The sequence below is a fragment of the Pseudomonas sp. LBUM1649 genome (genome assembly GCF_059716155.1).
Genome location: NZ_CP166807.1, coordinates 5,884,089 through 5,900,783, shown reverse-complemented (window position 1 = coordinate 5,900,783; position 16,695 = coordinate 5,884,089). Strand labels below are relative to the sequence as shown.

16 protein-coding genes are annotated in these 16,695 nt (G+C 61.0%); 9 read left to right on the top strand and 7 right to left on the bottom strand.

Annotated features, from left to right (window positions below):
- Window positions 1-16 precede the first annotated feature (16 nt).
- The 7 genes from mltB to ACA058_RS27300 all read left to right on the top strand — a co-directional run bounded on the left by mltB (window position 17) and on the right by ACA058_RS27300 (window position 6,524).
- Window positions 17-1,027: a lytic murein transglycosylase B gene (mltB, locus tag ACA058_RS27330; protein WP_497636723.1), complete on the top strand. Its 1,011-nt coding sequence runs from the start codon at window positions 17-19 to the stop codon at window positions 1,025-1,027.
- On the top strand, window positions 1,027-2,034 hold the full coding sequence (locus ACA058_RS27325) for a septal ring lytic transglycosylase RlpA family protein (protein ID WP_497636722.1): 1,008 nt from the start codon (window positions 1,027-1,029) through the stop codon (window positions 2,032-2,034). The genes mltB and ACA058_RS27325 overlap by 1 nt, the downstream gene beginning before the upstream one ends.
- A gap of 183 nt (window positions 2,035-2,217) precedes the next feature.
- The gene (locus tag ACA058_RS27320; RefSeq protein WP_008065981.1) at window positions 2,218-3,375 is read left to right on the top strand and encodes a D-alanyl-D-alanine carboxypeptidase family protein; all 1,158 of its coding nucleotides are present in this window, start codon (window positions 2,218-2,220) and stop codon (window positions 3,373-3,375) included.
- 83 nt (window positions 3,376-3,458) lie between these two features.
- Window positions 3,459-3,734: a DUF493 domain-containing protein gene (locus ACA058_RS27315; RefSeq protein ID WP_497636721.1), complete on the top strand. Its 276-nt coding sequence runs from the start codon at window positions 3,459-3,461 to the stop codon at window positions 3,732-3,734.
- On the top strand, window positions 3,734-4,381 hold the full coding sequence (gene lipB / locus ACA058_RS27310) for a lipoyl(octanoyl) transferase LipB (protein WP_034148130.1): 648 nt from the start codon (window positions 3,734-3,736) through the stop codon (window positions 4,379-4,381). Before ACA058_RS27315 ends, lipB begins: the two co-directional genes overlap by 1 nt.
- A gap of 25 nt (window positions 4,382-4,406) precedes the next feature.
- Window positions 4,407-5,405, top strand: coding sequence for a lipoyl synthase (gene lipA, locus ACA058_RS27305; protein ID WP_497640014.1), 999 nt, complete (start codon window positions 4,407-4,409; stop codon window positions 5,403-5,405).
- 171 nt (window positions 5,406-5,576) lie between these two features.
- Entirely contained in the window at window positions 5,577-6,524 is a 948-nt protein-coding gene (locus tag ACA058_RS27300; protein WP_497636720.1) for a S66 peptidase family protein, read from the top strand.
- A gap of 104 nt (window positions 6,525-6,628) precedes the next feature.
- Here the strand turns inward: ACA058_RS27300 and ACA058_RS27295 are convergent, their stop codons facing one another.
- The 5 genes from ACA058_RS27295 to leuS form a co-directional block, all read right to left on the bottom strand.
- The gene (locus tag ACA058_RS27295; RefSeq protein ID WP_497636719.1) at window positions 6,629-7,951 is read right to left on the bottom strand and encodes a lytic murein transglycosylase; all 1,323 of its coding nucleotides are present in this window, start codon (window positions 7,949-7,951) and stop codon (window positions 6,629-6,631) included.
- A gap of 63 nt (window positions 7,952-8,014) precedes the next feature.
- Complete coding sequence (arfA, locus tag ACA058_RS27290) at window positions 8,015-8,179, bottom strand: alternative ribosome rescue factor ArfA (RefSeq protein ID WP_008065994.1); 165 nt, start codon at window positions 8,177-8,179, stop codon at window positions 8,015-8,017.
- A gap of 232 nt (window positions 8,180-8,411) precedes the next feature.
- Window positions 8,412-9,449: a DNA polymerase III subunit delta gene (gene holA / locus ACA058_RS27285; RefSeq protein ID WP_497636718.1), complete on the bottom strand. Its 1,038-nt coding sequence runs from the start codon at window positions 9,447-9,449 to the stop codon at window positions 8,412-8,414.
- Between the two features lie 39 nt (window positions 9,450-9,488).
- The gene (locus ACA058_RS27280; RefSeq protein WP_497636717.1) at window positions 9,489-10,094 is read right to left on the bottom strand and encodes an LPS-assembly lipoprotein LptE; all 606 of its coding nucleotides are present in this window, start codon (window positions 10,092-10,094) and stop codon (window positions 9,489-9,491) included.
- A gap of 88 nt (window positions 10,095-10,182) precedes the next feature.
- Window positions 10,183-12,789, bottom strand: a complete 2,607-nt coding sequence (gene leuS / locus ACA058_RS27275) for a leucine--tRNA ligase (RefSeq protein WP_497636716.1) — start codon at window positions 12,787-12,789, stop codon at window positions 10,183-10,185.
- 280 nt (window positions 12,790-13,069) lie between these two features.
- Between leuS and ACA058_RS27270 the strand changes: the two genes are divergently transcribed.
- Together ACA058_RS27270 and ACA058_RS27265 are read left to right on the top strand one after the other, a co-directional pair.
- A complete protein-coding gene (locus tag ACA058_RS27270; protein ID WP_497636715.1) occupies window positions 13,070-13,390 on the top strand; it encodes a hypothetical protein in 321 nt (106 codons plus the stop codon).
- A gap of 105 nt (window positions 13,391-13,495) precedes the next feature.
- The gene (locus tag ACA058_RS27265; RefSeq protein WP_497636714.1) at window positions 13,496-14,257 is read left to right on the top strand and encodes a YdcF family protein; all 762 of its coding nucleotides are present in this window, start codon (window positions 13,496-13,498) and stop codon (window positions 14,255-14,257) included.
- Window positions 14,258-14,310: 53 nt separating this feature from the next.
- Here the strand turns inward: ACA058_RS27265 and lnt are convergent, their stop codons facing one another.
- Together lnt and ACA058_RS27255 are read right to left on the bottom strand one after the other, a co-directional pair.
- Entirely contained in the window at window positions 14,311-15,834 is a 1,524-nt protein-coding gene (lnt, locus tag ACA058_RS27260) for an apolipoprotein N-acyltransferase (protein ID WP_497636713.1), read from the bottom strand.
- Between the two features lie 16 nt (window positions 15,835-15,850).
- The gene (locus ACA058_RS27255) at window positions 15,851-16,690 is read right to left on the bottom strand and encodes a CorC family transporter (RefSeq protein ID WP_497636712.1); all 840 of its coding nucleotides are present in this window, start codon (window positions 16,688-16,690) and stop codon (window positions 15,851-15,853) included.
- Window positions 16,691-16,695 lie beyond the last annotated feature (5 nt).

Sequence of the window (16,695 nt, the reverse complement as noted above, 5' to 3'; positions counted from 1 at the left end):
TAAGGTGAAGAGTTCAATGCAAGTAATGCGTGGCTGGGCGGCTCGATACGCTCCATGGTTCAGCCTGGTAAGCATCCTTGGTACTGCGCAGCAAGCGTTGGCCGGCGATTACGAAGGCTCGCCCCAAGTGGCCGAGTTCGTCGGTGAGATGACCCGCGACTATGGCTTCGCCGGTGAGCAGTTGATGGGCGTGTTCCGCGAGGCGCAGCGCAAGCAATCGATCCTGGACGCCATTTCGAAACCCGCCGAGCGGGTCAAGCAGTGGAACGAATACCGGCCGATGTTCATCACCGATGCGCGAATTGCCCGTGGCGTCGACTTCTGGCGTCAGCATGAGGCCGTGCTGGCCCGTGCCGAGCAGGAATACGGCGTACCGGCGCAGGTGATTGTCTCGATTATCGGCGTTGAAACCTTTTTTGGGCGTAATACCGGTAATTTCCGGGTAATTGACGCCTTGTCGACTCTCGGTTTCGACTATCCTCCCCGTGCCGAATTTTTCCGCAAGGAATTGCGAGAGTTCCTGTTGCTGGCGAGGGAAGAGCAGGTCGATCCGCTGACCCTCAAGGGCTCTTACGCCGGCGCCATGGGCTTGCCGCAGTTCATGCCCAGCAGCTTTCGCGCCTACGCGGTGGACTTCGACGGTGACGGCCACATCAATATCTGGAACAACCCCGACGATGCCATCGGCAGCGTCGCCAGTTATTTCAAGCGACACGGCTGGGTCGCCGGCGAACCGGTGGTCAGCCGCGCCGAAGTGCGCGGCGAACAAGTGGACGCAGGTTTGACCACCGGTATCGAGCCGACTAAAACCGTTGGAGAGTTGCGGGCCTTGGGCTGGTCAAGTCATGATGCGCTGCGCGATGATATGCCGGTTACCGCATTTCGCCTGGAAGGCGACAAAGGCCCTGAATACTGGATGGGTCTGAAAAATTTCTACGCGATCACGCGTTATAACCGCAGCGTGATGTACGCCATGGCCGTACATCAACTGTCTGAACAGCTGGTCAAAGCACGGGGCGTCAAGTAATGCGGGCATTGCCTATGAATAAACCCCTGAAGCTGATGGCATTTGCCGCGTTGGCAGTGCTGCTCGCCAGTTGTTCGACCAGCCGCGCGCCAGCGCAGAAGTCTTCCACCGCCGTGCGCACGACGCCGGGGCTGGACATCAACCGCGCACACAAGGATGGCGCGCCGTGGTGGGATGTCGATGTGACGCGCATCCCGGATGCCACGCCGACCCTGCACACCGGCCCGTACAAGGCCGCCCCTTACTCGGTATTGGGCAAAACCTATTTTCCGTTGCAAGAGTCCAAGACCTACGTGCAGTCCGGTACAGCGTCCTGGTACGGCACCAAGTTCCATGGCCAGAACACCGCCAACGGTGAAGTCTATGACTTGTATGGTATGAGTGCTGCGCACAAGACCTTGCCGCTGCCGAGTTACGTCCGGGTGACCAACCTGGACAACAACAAGACTGTGATCCTGCGGGTCAATGACCGCGGTCCGTTCTATTCGGACCGGATCATCGACCTGTCCTACGCGGCCGCCAAGAAGCTCGGCTACGCCGAAACCGGCACCGCGCGGGTCAAGGTCGAAGGCATCGACCCGCAGCAATGGTGGGCCGCCAAAGGCCGTCCGGCGCCATTGATGCTCAATGAGCCGAAAGTCGCGCAGAATAGCGCCCCGGTGATCACGGCCTCGGCCGGCACCGTCGAGCAATGGACGCCACCGCCGCAGCAACATGCCGCCCCCGTTATCCCGGTACAACTGGATGCAAAAAAAAACGCTTCTGCAACAGCGTCTGGCCAGTATCTGCAGGTGGGCGCGTTCGCCAACCCGGACGCTGCCGAACTGCTGAGGTCCAAGCTCAGCGGGATGGTGAGCGCTCCGGTGTTCATCAGCTCGATCGTGCGTAATCAACAGACACTGCACCGGGTGCGCATGGGGCCGATCGGTTCGCCGGGTGAAATCCAGAAAGTGCAGAACAGTGTGCGCCTGGCTAATCTCGGTTCTCCGAGCGTCGTGACTGAGTAATACGTAGACCTTGATTGACGGTTCATCTGCGGTTTTGGGGGGTGAACCAGGTTGTTGGCTCGTTGAAGAACAAAAGCCCGGCAAGGGTTACTGAGTGAGCAGCTGAACACGCGATGACTCGTTAGAAAGTCATCTGATTAGTTTTGCCTTCGGGCAGTTTCCATTAGCGATTTCGAGAGACGGATGAACATCACCACCTTTGCCAAACGCCTGTGCCTTCTAGTCCCGCTGCTCCTCTCGCCTGCCGCATTCGCGGTCGAGATGATGCCGTCGCCACCGCAATTGGCCGCCAAGGCCTACGTGCTCATGGACGCCAGCAGCGGCAACGTGCTGGTCGAGAACAATGGTGACCAGCGTCTGCCGCCAGCCAGCCTGACCAAGCTGATGACCGCGTACATCGCGACCCTCGAAATCCGTCGCGGCCAGATCGGTGAAAACGATCCGGTGACCGTCAGCGAAAACGCCTGGCGTACCGGCGGTTCGCGGATGTTCATCAAGGTCGGCTCGCAAGTGACCGTCAGCGACCTGCTGCACGGCATCATCATCCAGTCGGGTAACGACGCCAGCGTGGCACTGTCCGAGCACATCGCCGGCAGCGAAGACGCGTTCGCCGACATGATGAACAAGACCGTGGCCGACCTGGGCATGACCAATAGCCACTTCATGAACCCGACCGGCCTGCCGAACCCTGAGCACTATTCGTCGGCTCACGACATGGCTGTGCTGGCCCGCGCGATCATCCACGAAGACCCGGCTCACTACGCGATCTACTCGCAGAAAGAGTTCTTTTGGAACGGCATCAAGCAACCGAACCGCAACCTGCTGCTGTGGCGCGACAAGACCGTCGATGGCCTGAAAACCGGCCACACCGACGAAGCCGGCTACTGCATGGTATCTTCGGCCGTACGTGACGGCATGCGCCTGATCGCCGTGGTGTTCGGCACCAACAGCGAAGTGGCTCGCGCTGCCGAGACCCAGAAACTGCTGACCTACGGTTTCCGTTTCTTCGAAACCCAGACCTTCTACCAGAAAGGTGCCGAGCTCGCTCAGGCGCCTGTCTGGAAAGGCTCCACCAATCAAGTCAAGGCCGGCCTGGCTGAAGACCTGACCATGACCCTGCCAAAAGGCCAGCTGAAAAAGCTCGCCGCCAGCATGACCATGAACCCGCAACTGGTTGCGCCAATCGCCAAGGGCGACGTGATCGGTAAAGTCGAAGTCAAGCTGGAAGACAAGGTGGTGCACAGCGCCGACCTGATCGCTCTGGATGGCGTCGAAGAGGGTGGTATCTTCCGTCGCATGTGGGATAGCATCCGTCTATTCTTCTACGGCTTGTTCAACTGATAGTGTGCTCCTGCAAGGCCCCGCGCTGATCCGGCGCGGGGCCTCGCCGTCGCCACGGCTTACGCTTACGAGGCCGTTACGCCATGACCGATACCGAAGTAAAGGCGCCAAAGATCGAATTCCCTGCCAATGATTATCCGGTTAAGGTGATCAGCGACACCGGCGTGGGCAACAAGGACAAGATCATCGACATCGTCCGCAAGCACGCCACGATCAACGATGAGCGTGTTGACGAGCGCCAGAGCAGCAACGGCAAATACACCACCATTCAGTTGCACATCGTCGCGACCGACCAGGACCAGCTGTACAACATCAACAGCGAACTGCGGGCCACCGGTTTCGTGCACATGGTGCTGTGATGTCCGGCACGCTGGGCTTTCGCGAGCTCGGCCAGATGGCTTACGAGCCGGTCTGGCATGCCATGCAACGCTTCACCAACGAACGCGGCAGCGATGCCGCCGACGAAATTTGGCTGGTCGAGCACCCGCCGGTGTTCACCCAGGGCCAGGCCGGCAAGGCCGAGCACTTGCTACTGCCGGGAGATATCCCGGTGGTGCAGGTCGATCGCGGTGGCCAGGTGACGTATCACGGCCCCGGGCAACTGGTGGCCTACCTGTTGCTGGACGTGCGCAAGCTGGGTTTCGGCGTACGAGACCTGGTGAGTCGCATGGAGTCATGCCTGATCGAGCTGCTCGCCAGTTACGGTGTGACCGCTGCGGCCAAGCCGGATGCTCCGGGTGTGTACGTCGATGGAGCGAAAATCGCCTCCCTGGGTCTGCGGATCCGCCACGGTTGTTCCTTTCATGGCCTGGCCCTGAACGTGGACATGAACCTGGAACCGTTTCGACGGATTAATCCCTGCGGCTACGCCGGGCTGGCGATGACCCAGCTGAGCGATCACGCAGGATCGATTGAATTTGCCGAGGTAAGTGCCCGGCTGCGCGCGCAGCTCGTCAAACACCTCGACTATGCTGAGCAGACGACCCTGACGGGCGGAATCGACTGATATGACTACTGATGCAGTGCAAACCATGATCCCGACGCTCGATGTCACCGAGCGCCCGGCCCCGCGTCCCAAGGTTGAAGCCGGCGTCAAGCTGCGCGGCGCCGAGAAGGTTGCACGCATCCCGGTAAAGATCATTCCGACCACCGAGCTGCCAAAGAAGCCTGACTGGATTCGTGTGCGTATTCCGGTCTCTCCGGAAGTCGACCGCATCAAGGCCCTGTTGCGCAAGCACAAGCTGCACAGCGTGTGCGAAGAAGCTTCCTGCCCGAACCTGGGCGAGTGCTTCTCCGGCGGCACCGCGACCTTCATGATCATGGGTGACATCTGCACCCGTCGCTGCCCGTTCTGCGACGTCGGCCATGGCCGTCCGAAGCCACTGGACGTCAACGAGCCGGAAAGCCTGGCCATCGCCATCGCCGACCTGCGCCTGAAGTACGTGGTGATCACTTCGGTGGACCGTGACGATCTGCGTGATGGCGGTGCCCAGCACTTTGCCGACTGCATCCGTGAAATCCGCAAGCTGTCGCCGAACGTGCAGCTTGAAACCCTGGTTCCGGACTACCGTGGCCGCATGGACATCGCCCTGGAAATCACCGCTGCCGAGCCGCCGGATGTGTTCAACCACAACCTGGAAACCGTGCCGCGCCTGTACAAGGCCGCGCGCCCGGGTTCGGACTACCAGTGGTCGCTGACCCTGCTGCAACGCTTTAAGCAGATGATGCCGCACATCCCGACCAAGTCCGGCCTGATGCTCGGCCTGGGCGAGACCGACGACGAAGTCATCGAAGTCATGAAGCGCATGCGCGAACACGACATCGACATGCTGACCCTGGGCCAATACCTGCAACCGTCGCGCAGCCACTTGCCGGTGCAGCGCTTCGTGCACCCGGACACCTTCGCCTGGTTCGCCGAGGAAGGTTACAAGATGGGCTTCAAGAACGTTGCTTCCGGCCCGCTGGTACGCTCTTCGTACCACGCCGATGAGCAGGCCAAGCTGGTCAAGGCCGAGTTGATGTCGTCCTGATTCGACTATGAAAAAACAGCCCGCAACGTTCAATCGGCTTTGCGGGCTTTTTTTGCCTATCCCACAAGGACATCAGTCTTTTCCTGCGACTGCGCAATGCTTGATCCGCTTCTGTTTGTCTGCGTTCCTGACTAATGTGTGTTTGATGCTTTCACGCAGGGAGATCCATGGATGAACGCAAGACCTGACCCGACGCTCATTCCTCACACGCCTGTTCCGGCTTTGCCGATGCAAGGGCTGATCGCTGTTATCGCGCCTGCGGGTCCGGCCGCGCTGGACACCAAAAAAGCCATCGCCTGGATGCGTGCCCGTGGTTATTCTCTGCGGATATTTCCCGGGGTGTTCGAGAAGGACGGCTACCTGGCCGGCAGCGACGATGTGCGACTCAATGACCTGCACGCCGCGTTCACCGACCCTGAGGTCGATGCGATCATTTGCCTGCGCGGCGGATACGGTACGCCGCGGTTGCTTGATCGTATCGATTTCCAGCTGCTGCGCCACAATGCCAAGCCATTCATCGGCTATAGCGACATCACCGCGCTGCATTTGGCGATCAGCCGCTACGCGGGTTTCGTAACCTTCCATGGCCCGCTGCTCAACGCCGATCTGCTGGGGGAGCGGTTGCCACCGACCGAGTCCTCGTTCTTCAACATGCTCAGAGGGCAGTGCAGGGCCGGTATGGTGCTTACCCATCCCGTTGGCCGCCCCTTGACGACAATCGTGCCGGGTGTCGCTCATGGGCGCCTTCTAGGCGGCAACCTGTCGATGATTGCCGCGACCATGGGCACGCCTTTCGAGATTGATTCCGCGGGTGTCATTCTGTTTATCGAAGACATCAACGAGCCGCTGTATCGCATCGACCGGCTGCTGACCCATCTGCGTCTGGCGGGCGTGTTGCACAAGCTGCGTGGGGTTCTGGTGGGCGATATAGCGGGGGTAGAGGCTCAGGCCCTGGACCGATTGCTCAAGCAGACCCTGGAACCCTTGTGCATTCCGGTGCTGTCCGGGTGGCGCAGTGGGCACTGCAATCCGAACCTGACGCTGCCGATGGGGGCGTTGGTGACGCTGGATGCGGGGAGCCAGCAACTGGTGTTGGAACAAAATGTCGTAAGGCGGTAGGAGCGAGCATGCTCGCGATGGTCGTCAACGATGACGCGGGCTGTCTGAATGCCCGCGGCGCCCTGGCGTTTTTCGCGAGCATGCTCGCTCCTACAAGGGAAGCTTTAGCGGTTGCGCAATCCTTCCAGCAACTTGTGCGTCGGATAACCATCCGCCGGCCAGCCAAACGACTGCTGGGCGCTGCGGATCGCCTTGCGGGTGTTGGCACCGATGATCCCGTCGGCAGTGCCCGCGTCGTAGTTCTGCGCACTCAGCAGGTTTTGCAGTTCGATCCGCTCGGTGCGGCTCAGGGGTAGATCATCCTTGGGCCACGTCCCGCTGATCAGCCCTGCGCCATTGAAGCGCTCGGACAGCAGACTCACCGCCAAGGCGTAGGACGACGAGTTGTTGTACTTGAGGATCGCGCGGAAGTTGTCAAGCACCAGGAAGGCCGGGCCGCGGTAGCCTGCCGGCAACAGCAGCGCCGCGGACAGTTGCTCGGAGCCTGCCGGGAACTGGCCGCCGTTGGGCAGCACCACGCCCAGTTGCCGCCATTCGGCGACGCTCTTGCGAACCGAGCCATCGGCGAGGATGTAGTTGAAGCTGCTCGGCAGCTGCACTTCAAAGCCCCACGGCTGGCCTTTTTGCCAGCCGGAGCTTTGCAGGTAGTGGGCGGTCGACGCCAGGGCGTCGGTGGCGCTACCCCAGATATCGCGGCGCCCGTCGCCATCGAAGTCCACGGCGTGGGTGTTGTAGGTCGTCGGGATGAACTGGGTCTGGCCCATGGCGCCCGCCCAGGAACCAAGCATTTTGTCGGGTTCGATATCGCCTTGCTGGAGGATTTGCAGGGCGGCGATCAATTGCGCATGAGCGAAGCCGGGGCGGCGGCCTTCGTAGGCCAGGGTTGCCAGTGAGTTGATCACCGACTTGCTGCCCTGGAACTGGCCGAAGTTGCTTTCCATGCCCCACACCGCGACCAGTGCCTGGCGGTCGACGCCGTAGCGCTGTTCGATGCTTTGCAGGATGCCAGCGTACTGGTCGACCAATGCCTGGCCTTTACGAACCCGTAGCGGCGACAGGGCGCCGTCGAGGTACTCCCACACCGGTTTTGCGAATTCCGGTTGGCTGCGGTCGGCGCGGATCACGCTCGGGTCGAGGCTGACATTGGCGAAGGCGCGGTCGAACAGGTCGGCACGGATACCGGCGGCCAGGGCGTCCTTGCGAAAACCCGCCTGCCATTCGGCGAAGGTCTGGGTTGGCTGGATGTCGAGGTTTTCGCCGGTCGGAACCACGGGCGCGATGACCGCGGGGGCGGTGGCGACAGGGAGGGTCTGAATCGGCTGGGCGTCGGCGGCGGTGGGTTTTTCCGCGCAGGCGACTAGCAAAATGAGGCTGGAGGCAGCAATCAGTTGGCGAAACTGCCAACGACGGGAAAGACAAAGGGGCATGCACGGGGTCCAGGGAAAACGAATCAGGTACAGACCTTAACATGTTGAGCGGATGCTTGCCTTTCAGGCCGCCAGAAAGTAAGAAGCCTCCCAGTTGTCAGACTGGAAGGCTTCGCGGCGGTAGCTGCCTTTGCCTTTGCCGGCTCGTTCCTGGCGGCTACGGAACAATGGCTGGGCGACGATGGATTTGGCCTTGTTGGGGCCATGTTTAGATGGCTTTTTGCTCATGATGGGCTCTCGCAAGTGAATGGTTTTTTGCGGGGCAGATCATCGGCCAGAATTAGGGGACTGTCTAGCCCCTACAATATGTAGGACCTTTCGGACGCCTTCCCTGTAGGAGCGAGCATGCTCGCGAAGGACGTTAACGATGACGCGGGCATCCTGAAAGCCAGCAGTGTCCTTGAGTTCTTCGCGAGCATGCTCGCTCCTACAGGGAGCGAACGCGCCACGTCCGAAAGCCTTACTCGGCGGGCAACGACAATCTCTGCCCGGCCATCAACAACGTCAACCGACTCAGGCTCATCCACGGCGAACCCGCCGCCTGGCCCTTGATCTGTGCGTCGATGCGCTGGGCTTCGAGCAACAATTGCGCCCAGCGTTGCGCCGAATAGCGTTGCAGGGCTTTGCTCATCAGCGGTTTACGCTTGTCCCAAACCGGCGGCCTGGCCTGGCTGAAGGCCTTGTCCAGTGGCGTGCCCTGGCTGTACTGCAACGAAATGTTGGCCAGCTGGCGCAGTTCCCGGGCCAGGGCCCAGAGAATCACCGGGGGCTCGACACCTTCACCGCGAAGCCCTTCGAGCATGCGCAGTGCATGGGCGGCTTCGCCATTGAGAATGGCGTCGGTCAAGCCGAAAACGTCGAAGCGCGCACTGTCGGCCACCGCGGCCTGTACGGTTTCGATGGTGATCTGGCCGCCTTCGGCCATCAGCTTGAGTTTTTCGATTTCCTGGGCGGCGGCCAGCAAGTTGCCCTCGACCCGGGCGGCGATCAGCTCGACGGCGTCCTGGCTGGCGGATAGCCCGGCCTGGGACAGGCGCTGACGGATCCAGCTGGGCAACTGGTTGGCATCCACCGGCCAGATCTGTACGAACTGGGTCTGTTGGCCTTCGGCCAGCGCCTTGCCCCATTTGGCTTTCTGCGCGCTGCCATCGAGCTTCGGCAAGCTGATCAACAGCACCGTGTCTTCGGCCGGTCGCGAGCAGTACTCAATGAGCGCGGCGGCACCTTTATCGCCGGGTTTGCCGGAAGGCAGGCGCAATTCCAGCAGGCGTTTTTCGGCGAACAGCGACATGCTGGCGCCGGCTTGCAGCAACGTACCCCAGTCGAAACTGGCGTCGGCGGCGAACACCTGGCGTTCGTCGAAGCCTTGTTGGCGTGCGGCCGCGCGAATGGCGTCGGCGGCTTCCTGACACAGCAAGGGATCATCGCCACTGATGACGTAGACCGGCGCGAGGGCGCCTTGCAGGTGTTTGGCGAGATGGGCGGGAGCGAGTTTCATAAGAGAGGGCAAACGGGGCGCCAGAGCGCCCCGTAAGTCTTACTGCCGAGGCAGTTCGATTGGCGACTGACGCGGCGTTTGCGCCTCAGCCTTCTGCGCCGCTTCCAGCGCCGCGGCTTCCGCCTTGGCCTTGGCTTCGGCAGTCTGCTGCAACTGGTCCAGCTGGGTCGGGGTGAATTGCTGCAGGCGCAACATCATCCGTTGAACCAGCTCGCGACGCATTTCCTTGCGGGCATCGCTAGCCTCCTGGTCGGAACCTACCAGGTTGTTGCCGTCATGGATGAACACCTTCTGCACTTCGAGTTTGTCGCTCAGCAGGGGCAGGTTGCCCTGGCCGCGAATGTCATAGCTGAGCACCGTGCTCAGTTGATATTCGCCAGTGCGACCGGCGCCTGCATAGCTGAGGATGCGCTGGGATTCCTGCTGGTCGGTCAGGATGAGTTTGTAAGGGGCGCCGTTGTAGACCTTGACGCCGCTGCTTGTCAGCATCTGGCGCAGTTGAGTCACGGTTTCGCCGTAAGCGTCGCGGGCGCTCAGGTCGAGTTCCTTGATCGCCAGTTCGGTGGTGCCGGTACCACGCAGCTGGAAGCCGCAGGCGCTCAACAGGACCGCGAGGCCTATCACCAGCAAGTTGCGTTTGATCATTGTGTTGCTCCCCTTGAAACCATGTGGGCCAATCAAGCGGCCCGAAAGGTTTTGTTCGGCGCCCGGCAGGGCCAGGCGCCTGATCCAATTAGCTGGCGACGATGTTGACCAGTTTTCCGGGCACCACGATCACTTTGCGAATGGTCAGACCATCGACGAAGCGCAGCACGTTCTCGTTGGCCCGTGCGGCGGCTTCGACTTCTTCGCGAGTGGCGCTGGCCGGCATATCGATCTGGCCGCGCAGCTTGCCGTTGACCTGGATGACCAGTGTCAGGCTGTCCTGCACCAGCGCGCTCTCGTCCAGCACCGGCCAGCCGGCGTCGATCACCGGATCGGCGTGACCCAGGCGATGCCACAGCTCGTGGCTGATGTGCGGGGTGATAGGCGCCAGCAGCAGTGTCACGGTTTCCAGGCCTTCCTGAACCAGTGCGCGATCCTGTTCGGTGCCTTGCGCGGCTTTTTCCAGCACGTTCATCAGCGTCATCACCTGGGCGATGGCGGTGTTGAATTTGTGGTTCTGGCCGACGTCGTGGCTGGCCTGCTTGATGGCCTGGTGGATCGAACGGCGAATGACTTTCTGCTCGTCGTTCAGGCTGGCAACGTCCAGTTTCCCCGGCAAGCCTTGGGTCACGTGGGCCTGAGCCAGACGCCAGACGCGCTTGAGGAAGCGGTGCGAACCTTCTACGCCAGAGTCGGACCATTCCGCGCTCATGTCAGGAGGCGAGGCGAACATCATGAACAGGCGGCAGGTGTCGGCGCCGAACTGGTCGATCATCGATTGTGGGTCAACGCCGTTGTTCTTTGACTTGGCCATCTTCTCGGTGCCACCGATTTCCACCGGCAGGCCGTCTGCGATCAGCTTGGCGCTGATGACCTTGGCCTTGCTGTCGCGTTCGAGTTCGACGTCCGCCGGGTTGAACCAGGTGTAGGCACCGTTGGCTTCACGACGATAGTAAGTCTCGGCGATCACCATGCCCTGGGTCAGCAGGTTCTTGAACGGCTCGTTGGAGCTCACCAGGCCTTCGTCGCGCATCAGCTTGTGGAAGAAGCGCGCGTAGAGCAAGTGCAGGATCGCGTGTTCGATGCCACCGATGTACTGATCCACTGGCAACCAGTGGTCGGCCGCGGATTTTTCTACCAGGCCACCCTCAAAGTGCGGCGAGGCGTAGCGGGCGTAGTACCACGAGGACTCGACGAAGGTGTCCATGGTGTCGGTTTCACGCTTGGCAGGCTGGCCGCATTTCGGGCAGCTGCACTCGTAGAACTCGGGCATGCGCGCCAGTGGCGAACCGGCGCCATCGGGCACGACGTCTTCCGGCAGTACGACTGGTAGTTGATCTTCCGGCACCGGCACGTCACCGCAGGTTGTGCAGTGGATGATCGGGATCGGGCAGCCCCAGTAGCGCTGACGGCTGATGCCCCAGTCGCGCAGGCGGAACTGGGTGCGCGAGGCGCCGAGTTCTTTCTTGATCAGCGCCACTTCGATGGCATCGAAGGCGCCGGCGAAATCGAGGCCGTCGAAATCGCCGGAATTGATCAGCGTGCCGTACTCGCCGTAGGCGTCTTGCCATGGCGCCGGGTTGTTGTCACCTGCGCTTGTGCGTACCACCGATTTGACCGGCAGGTGGTACTTGTGGGCGAACTCGAAATCGCGTTCATCGTGGGCCGGAACAGCCATGACCGCGCCGTCGCCGTAGTGCATCAGCACGTAGTTGGCGACCCATACCGGCAGTTTTTCGCCGGTCAGCGGGTGCTCGACGAACAGGCCGGTTGGCAGGCCTTTTTTCTCTTGAGTCGCAACGTCGGCTTCAGCGACGCTACCGCCCTTGCATTCAGCGATGAACGCTTGCAGCTCTGGATTGTTCTGCGCGGCCAGGGTGGCCAGGTGGTGCTCGGCGGCCACGGCGACGTAGGTCGCGCCCATCAGGGTGTCCGGACGGGTGGTGAAGACTTTCAGTGCACCGGCTTCGCCGATGGAGTCGACGTTGTACGGGAACTGCACTTCCATGCCGCGGGATTTACCGATCCAGTTGCGCTGCATGGTCTTGACCTGCTCAGGCCAGCCAGTCAGTTCGTCGAGGCTCTCCAGCAGCTCATCCGCGTAGGCGGTGATCTTGAAGTAGTACATCGGGATTTCGCGCTTTTCGATCAGCGCGCCGGAACGCCAGCCGCGCCCGTCGATCACCTGCTCGTTGGCCAGGACGGTCTGGTCGACCGGGTCCCAGTTCACGGTGCCGCTTTTCTTGTAGATCACACCTTTTTCGAACAGGCGAGTGAACAGCCATTGTTCCCAGCGGTAGTAATCGGGCTTGCAGGTGGTCACTTCGCGCGACCAGTCCACCGCCAGGCCCAGGCTGCGCAACTGGCTTTTCATGTAGGCGATGTTTTCGTAGGTCCACTTGGCGGGCGCTACGTTGTTCTTCATCGCGGCGTTTTCCGCTGGCATGCCGAAGGCGTCCCAACCCATGGGTTGCAGAACGTTCTTGCCTTGCATGCGCTGGTAGCGGGAGATCACGTCGCCGATGGTGTAGTTGCGCACGTGCCCCATGTGTAGCTTGCCGCTGGGGTAAGGGAACATCGACAGGCAGTAGAAAGTCTCCTTGCCTGGCTGTTCACTGACTTCAAAGGACTTTTGCTCGTCCCAGAACGACTGGGCGGCGGCTTCGATTTCACGGGGCTGATATTGTTCGTGCATGGCTACTTTTGAACTGAATAGGGGTGGCCTAATCCTCTTCAATGCGACGCTGGACGGTGAACAAGCCAATTCGGCGTTTCGGTGCCCAGAGGAGCTGGAAGTGGAGTTACAGGAAGCGCCGTAGCATACATGACCGCACTCTATCGAGGGAAACCCTGATTACTGCCGCGCGTCTCGTGAAAACGGCTGCGAGGGCCGTTTGTCGCGGCGTCCAGCCGGTTTGTCGATGGAAGCTAAGCTCTAACTGGGGAGTAGGTCTTATCTTCCAATGAGGTGAGGGATGGTTGAGTCACGGCAAAAAGTTACAAAACCGGAGTTGTACGAAAGACTGATTGATCGTCTTGGAATGGCCTTGGATGCGGCGAAAACCGCTGACCGGTTGCGTGATGAACGTCCACTGGAGCTGGAGTTGCGAGGTCTGAGCCCCGCAGAGTTTGCACTGGTCAAGGCGTACCTCGATCGCAGTGAGCGTGAGACACACGGATGCTTGTCTGAGGCAGTGAAGCAACTCGACGCACCACGCTCAGCCAAAATTATCTGGCTCAAGGACAAAGTAGCTGGCAGAGATGCGGTAAAGGTCCGGTCCCTGCAGTGCAAATAACGCATAGAGCCATGCTTTACGGTTTTTTGTAGCATAGTCCTTCCGTATTTATTGTCGCATTGCGTCAACCCACTTAGGCTTCGGGCATCTTCATGGAGATGCCCGATGCCTTTTCGCTATTTCGTGAAACACCTTCTGATGCCGCCCGGCGTCCTTATCCTGTTGCTGGTGCTCGCCTGGTGGTGGCGCCGCTCAAGACCGCGGCTTGCCGGTTGGTGCTTTGCGCTGGGTGTGGGTGGCTTCTGGTTGATGAGCCTTCCGGTGATGGTGCAGTGGGGCGCCGGGCTTCTTGAGCGTGAAGCGCCGTTGGCTCGCGACGAATGGGCAACGTTGGCCCGGCGCGCCGATGCGATCGTGGTGCTGGGGGCCGGGCGCGAGCGGGGTGATCTGGCGTGGGGCAGTGATCAGCCCACCGGGGTGGCTCTGGAACGAGAGCGATATGCCGCTCGACTGGCAAAGGCCTCGGGCTTGCCGATCCTGACCAGTGGCGGTTTGCATTACGGCACGCCGCCAACCGAGGCCAAACTGATGGCTGACTCATTGCGCGATGATTTTGGCGTGGCGGTGCGTTGGCAGGAAGGGCAAAGTCGAACCACCTGGGAGAACGCGACATTCAGCGCCGAGGTCTTGTTGCCTGAAGGCATCAAACGCGTGGTGGTGGTCACCCAGGCCTGGCACATGCCGCGAGCGGTCTGGAGCTTTCAGAAGGCTGGCTTTGAAGTGGTGCCGGCGCCAGTGGGATTCTTGAGCGTGGACAACGCCGAGCCACTGGGCGGCTGGATGCCGGAGTTCAAGGCGATCTGGCGTAGCGGGCAGTTGTTGAATGAGGCGGCGGGGCAGATCGGGTATTCGTTTTTCTACCGCTGAAAATCATAAGATCGCAGCCTGCCGCAGGCTGCGATCTTTTGCAGGCTCCGCGATTAAACGGTCTTGGCCATCCGGCTGGCAATCAATGCCCAGCCAAACAACAGCACACAAACAATGAGCAATGGCCACGACCGCCATTGCAGGTACGGTGTGAGGTTGTGCATCGGCACCACTTCGCCGTACAGGATGCCGCGCTCGAACTGCGGGATCTGCGTGGTGATCTGGCCGAACGGGTTGATCAGGCCGGTCACGCCATTGTTGGTGGCGCGGATCATCCAGCGGCCGGCCTCGAGCGCGCGCATCTGCGCCATCTGCAAGTGCTGCAGCGGGCCGATGGACGTGCCGAACCAGGTGTCATTGCTGATGGTCAGCAGCAGGTCGCTCTGGGCGGCAAGGCCGGCGGCGAAATCCGGATACACCACTTCGTAGCAGATGAACGGCGCAATCTGGTACCCCTTGGCTTGCAACATGGCCTGATCGGAAGGGCCGCGGGCAAAGTCCGACATGGGCAGGTCGAAGAACGCAATCAGGCCACGCAGCACATCCTGCAACGGCACGTATTCGCCAAACGGCACCAGCTTCTGTTTGAGGTAGGTGCCATCGCCTTCACCGATCACGGTAATACCGTTGTAGAAGCGTTTCTGCTGGTGGACGACTTCGCGGATCGGCACGCCGGTAATCATGGCCGAATCCCGCTCGGCTGCGAATTTCCCCATCATGTCCAGGTAGCCCTGGGCAGACTCCTTGAGCACCGGGACCGCGGTTTCCGGCCAGATCAGCAAGTCGACCCGTTTCGAACTGAAGCTCATGTCGCGGTACAGCTCCAATTGCGCGTTGAGCTGCGCCGGGTCCCACTTCATGCTTTGTTCGACGTTGCCCTGGATTGCCGCGACGCTCAACGGCGCACCGGAGGGGCTGGTCCAGGCGTGTTGCTTGAGCGCCATGCCGGCCACCCACGGGCCTGCCAACAGCAAGACGCCCACGGCGATGAAGCCTTTGCGTCCCGTGCGCACCAGGCGCATGGCGTTGTAGATCAATGCGGCAGTCAGGGCCAGGGTGAAGGATATCAGCCACATCCCGCCGACAGGCGCGAGGCCAGCCAGGGGGCCATCAAGCTGGCTGTAGCCGGAGTAGAGCCATGGGAAACCGGTCAGGAACCAGCCGCGAAACGCTTCCTGGCCGACCCACAGCGCCGCAAATGCCAGAGTGTCCGCCAGCGGTGCTTCGTTGCGCCTTAGCCAACGCGCCCAAATCCAGGCGGGCAGGGCGAAGAACCAGGCAATCGCCGCCGTGAAGAGCAGCATCAGGAAGCCGGCCAGCAGCACCGACGCACCACCGAAGTGATGAATGCTGTAGTAGATCCAGCTGGTGCCGGCGCCAAACAGGCCGAAGCCGAAACACCAGCCACGCCCCAAGGCCTGGCGTGGATTCAGTTCACGCAAGCCGGCATAGAAAAGCCCGACCGCCAGCAGTGCCAGCGGCCAGATGTCGAACGGCGCCAGGGCCAGGGTGGTGATTGCACCGGCCGCCACGGCCAGCAGGTTACCGGGCCAGCCGGGGCGGGTTGTCCAGCGCATTTCAGTCCTTAGATTTTTACCGGGCGATAGGTGTCAGTCGCAGCAAATGAATCCGACGACTGTCGGCGTTCAGGATGCGGAAGCGATAGGCGCCGATTTCAGTGATTTCGTTGCGTTTTGGCAAGTGCCCGAACGCGCTCATCACCAGGCCGCCCACGGTGTCGAACTCGTCATCGGAAAACTCGCTGTCGAAGAACTCGTTGAAGTTATCGATCGGCGTCAGGGCCTTGATCAGGAAGTCGCCGCTGGGCAGTGGCTTGATGTAGCTGTCTTCTTCGACGTCGTGCTCGTCTTCGATGTCGCCGACGATCTGTTCCAGCACGTCTTCGATGGTCACCAGGCCCGCCACGCCGCCGTATTCGTCAATGACGATGGCCATGTGGTTGTGGTTGGCGCGGAACTCACGCAACAACACGTTCAGGCGCTTGGACTCCGGCACGAAGGTGGCCGGGCGCAGCAGGTCCTTGATGTTGAAGCTGTCGCCGTTCTCCCTGAGGATCAACGGCAGCAAGTCCTTGGCCAGCAACACACCCATCACGTCATCGTGGCTTTCGCCGATCACCGGGTAGCGGGAGTGGGCCGAATCGACCACGGCAGGCAGGAACTCGCGAGGTGTCTGGGTCGCCTTGATGCTGATCATCTGCGAGCGCGGGACCATGATGTCCCGTACTTGCAGGTCGGCAACCTGGATAGCGCCTTCGACGATGGCCAGCGCTTCGCTGTCCAGCAGTTTGTTCTGGTGTGCGTCGCGCAGCAGCTCCAGCAGCTCCTGGCGGTTCTTCGGCTCGTGGGCAAAAGCCTGGGTGAGCTTACCCAGCCAAGACTTCTGCCCGTTGCTCGATCGATCTTCGCTCATAGCGA

Bases quoted from the DNA above. Each gene is read 5' to 3' on its own strand.
- ACA058_RS27280 (WP_497636717.1), bottom strand. From the start codon at position 10,094: ATGATCAAACGCAACTTGCTGGTGATAGGCCTCGCGGTCCTGTTGAGC.
- ACA058_RS27295 (WP_497636719.1), bottom strand. From the start codon at position 7,951: ATGCCCCTTTGTCTTTCCCGTCGTTGGCAGTTTCGCCAACTGATTGCT.
- ACA058_RS27315 (WP_497636721.1), top strand. From the start codon at position 3,459: ATGACCGATACCGAAGTAAAGGCGCCAAAGATCGAATTCCCTGCCAAT.
- lipA (WP_497640014.1), top strand. From the start codon at position 4,407: ATGATCCCGACGCTCGATGTCACCGAGCGCCCGGCCCCGCGTCCCAAG.
- holA (WP_497636718.1), bottom strand. From the start codon at position 9,449: ATGAAACTCGCTCCCGCCCATCTCGCCAAACACCTGCAAGGCGCCCTC.
- ACA058_RS27325 (WP_497636722.1), top strand. From the start codon at position 1,027: ATGCGGGCATTGCCTATGAATAAACCCCTGAAGCTGATGGCATTTGCC.
- arfA (WP_008065994.1), bottom strand. From the start codon at position 8,179: ATGAGCAAAAAGCCATCTAAACATGGCCCCAACAAGGCCAAATCCATC.
- mltB (WP_497636723.1), top strand. From the start codon at position 17: ATGCAAGTAATGCGTGGCTGGGCGGCTCGATACGCTCCATGGTTCAGC.
- ACA058_RS27265 (WP_497636714.1), top strand. From the start codon at position 13,496: ATGCCTTTTCGCTATTTCGTGAAACACCTTCTGATGCCGCCCGGCGTC.
- leuS (WP_497636716.1), bottom strand. From the start codon at position 12,789: ATGCACGAACAATATCAGCCCCGTGAAATCGAAGCCGCCGCCCAGTCG.
- ACA058_RS27255 (WP_497636712.1), bottom strand. From the start codon at position 16,690: ATGAGCGAAGATCGATCGAGCAACGGGCAGAAGTCTTGGCTGGGTAAG.
- ACA058_RS27300 (WP_497636720.1), top strand. From the start codon at position 5,577: ATGAACGCAAGACCTGACCCGACGCTCATTCCTCACACGCCTGTTCCG.
- ACA058_RS27320 (WP_008065981.1), top strand. From the start codon at position 2,218: ATGAACATCACCACCTTTGCCAAACGCCTGTGCCTTCTAGTCCCGCTG.
- lnt (WP_497636713.1), bottom strand. From the start codon at position 15,834: ATGCGCTGGACAACCCGCCCCGGCTGGCCCGGTAACCTGCTGGCCGTG.
- ACA058_RS27270 (WP_497636715.1), top strand. From the start codon at position 13,070: ATGGTTGAGTCACGGCAAAAAGTTACAAAACCGGAGTTGTACGAAAGA.
- lipB (WP_034148130.1), top strand. From the start codon at position 3,734: ATGTCCGGCACGCTGGGCTTTCGCGAGCTCGGCCAGATGGCTTACGAG.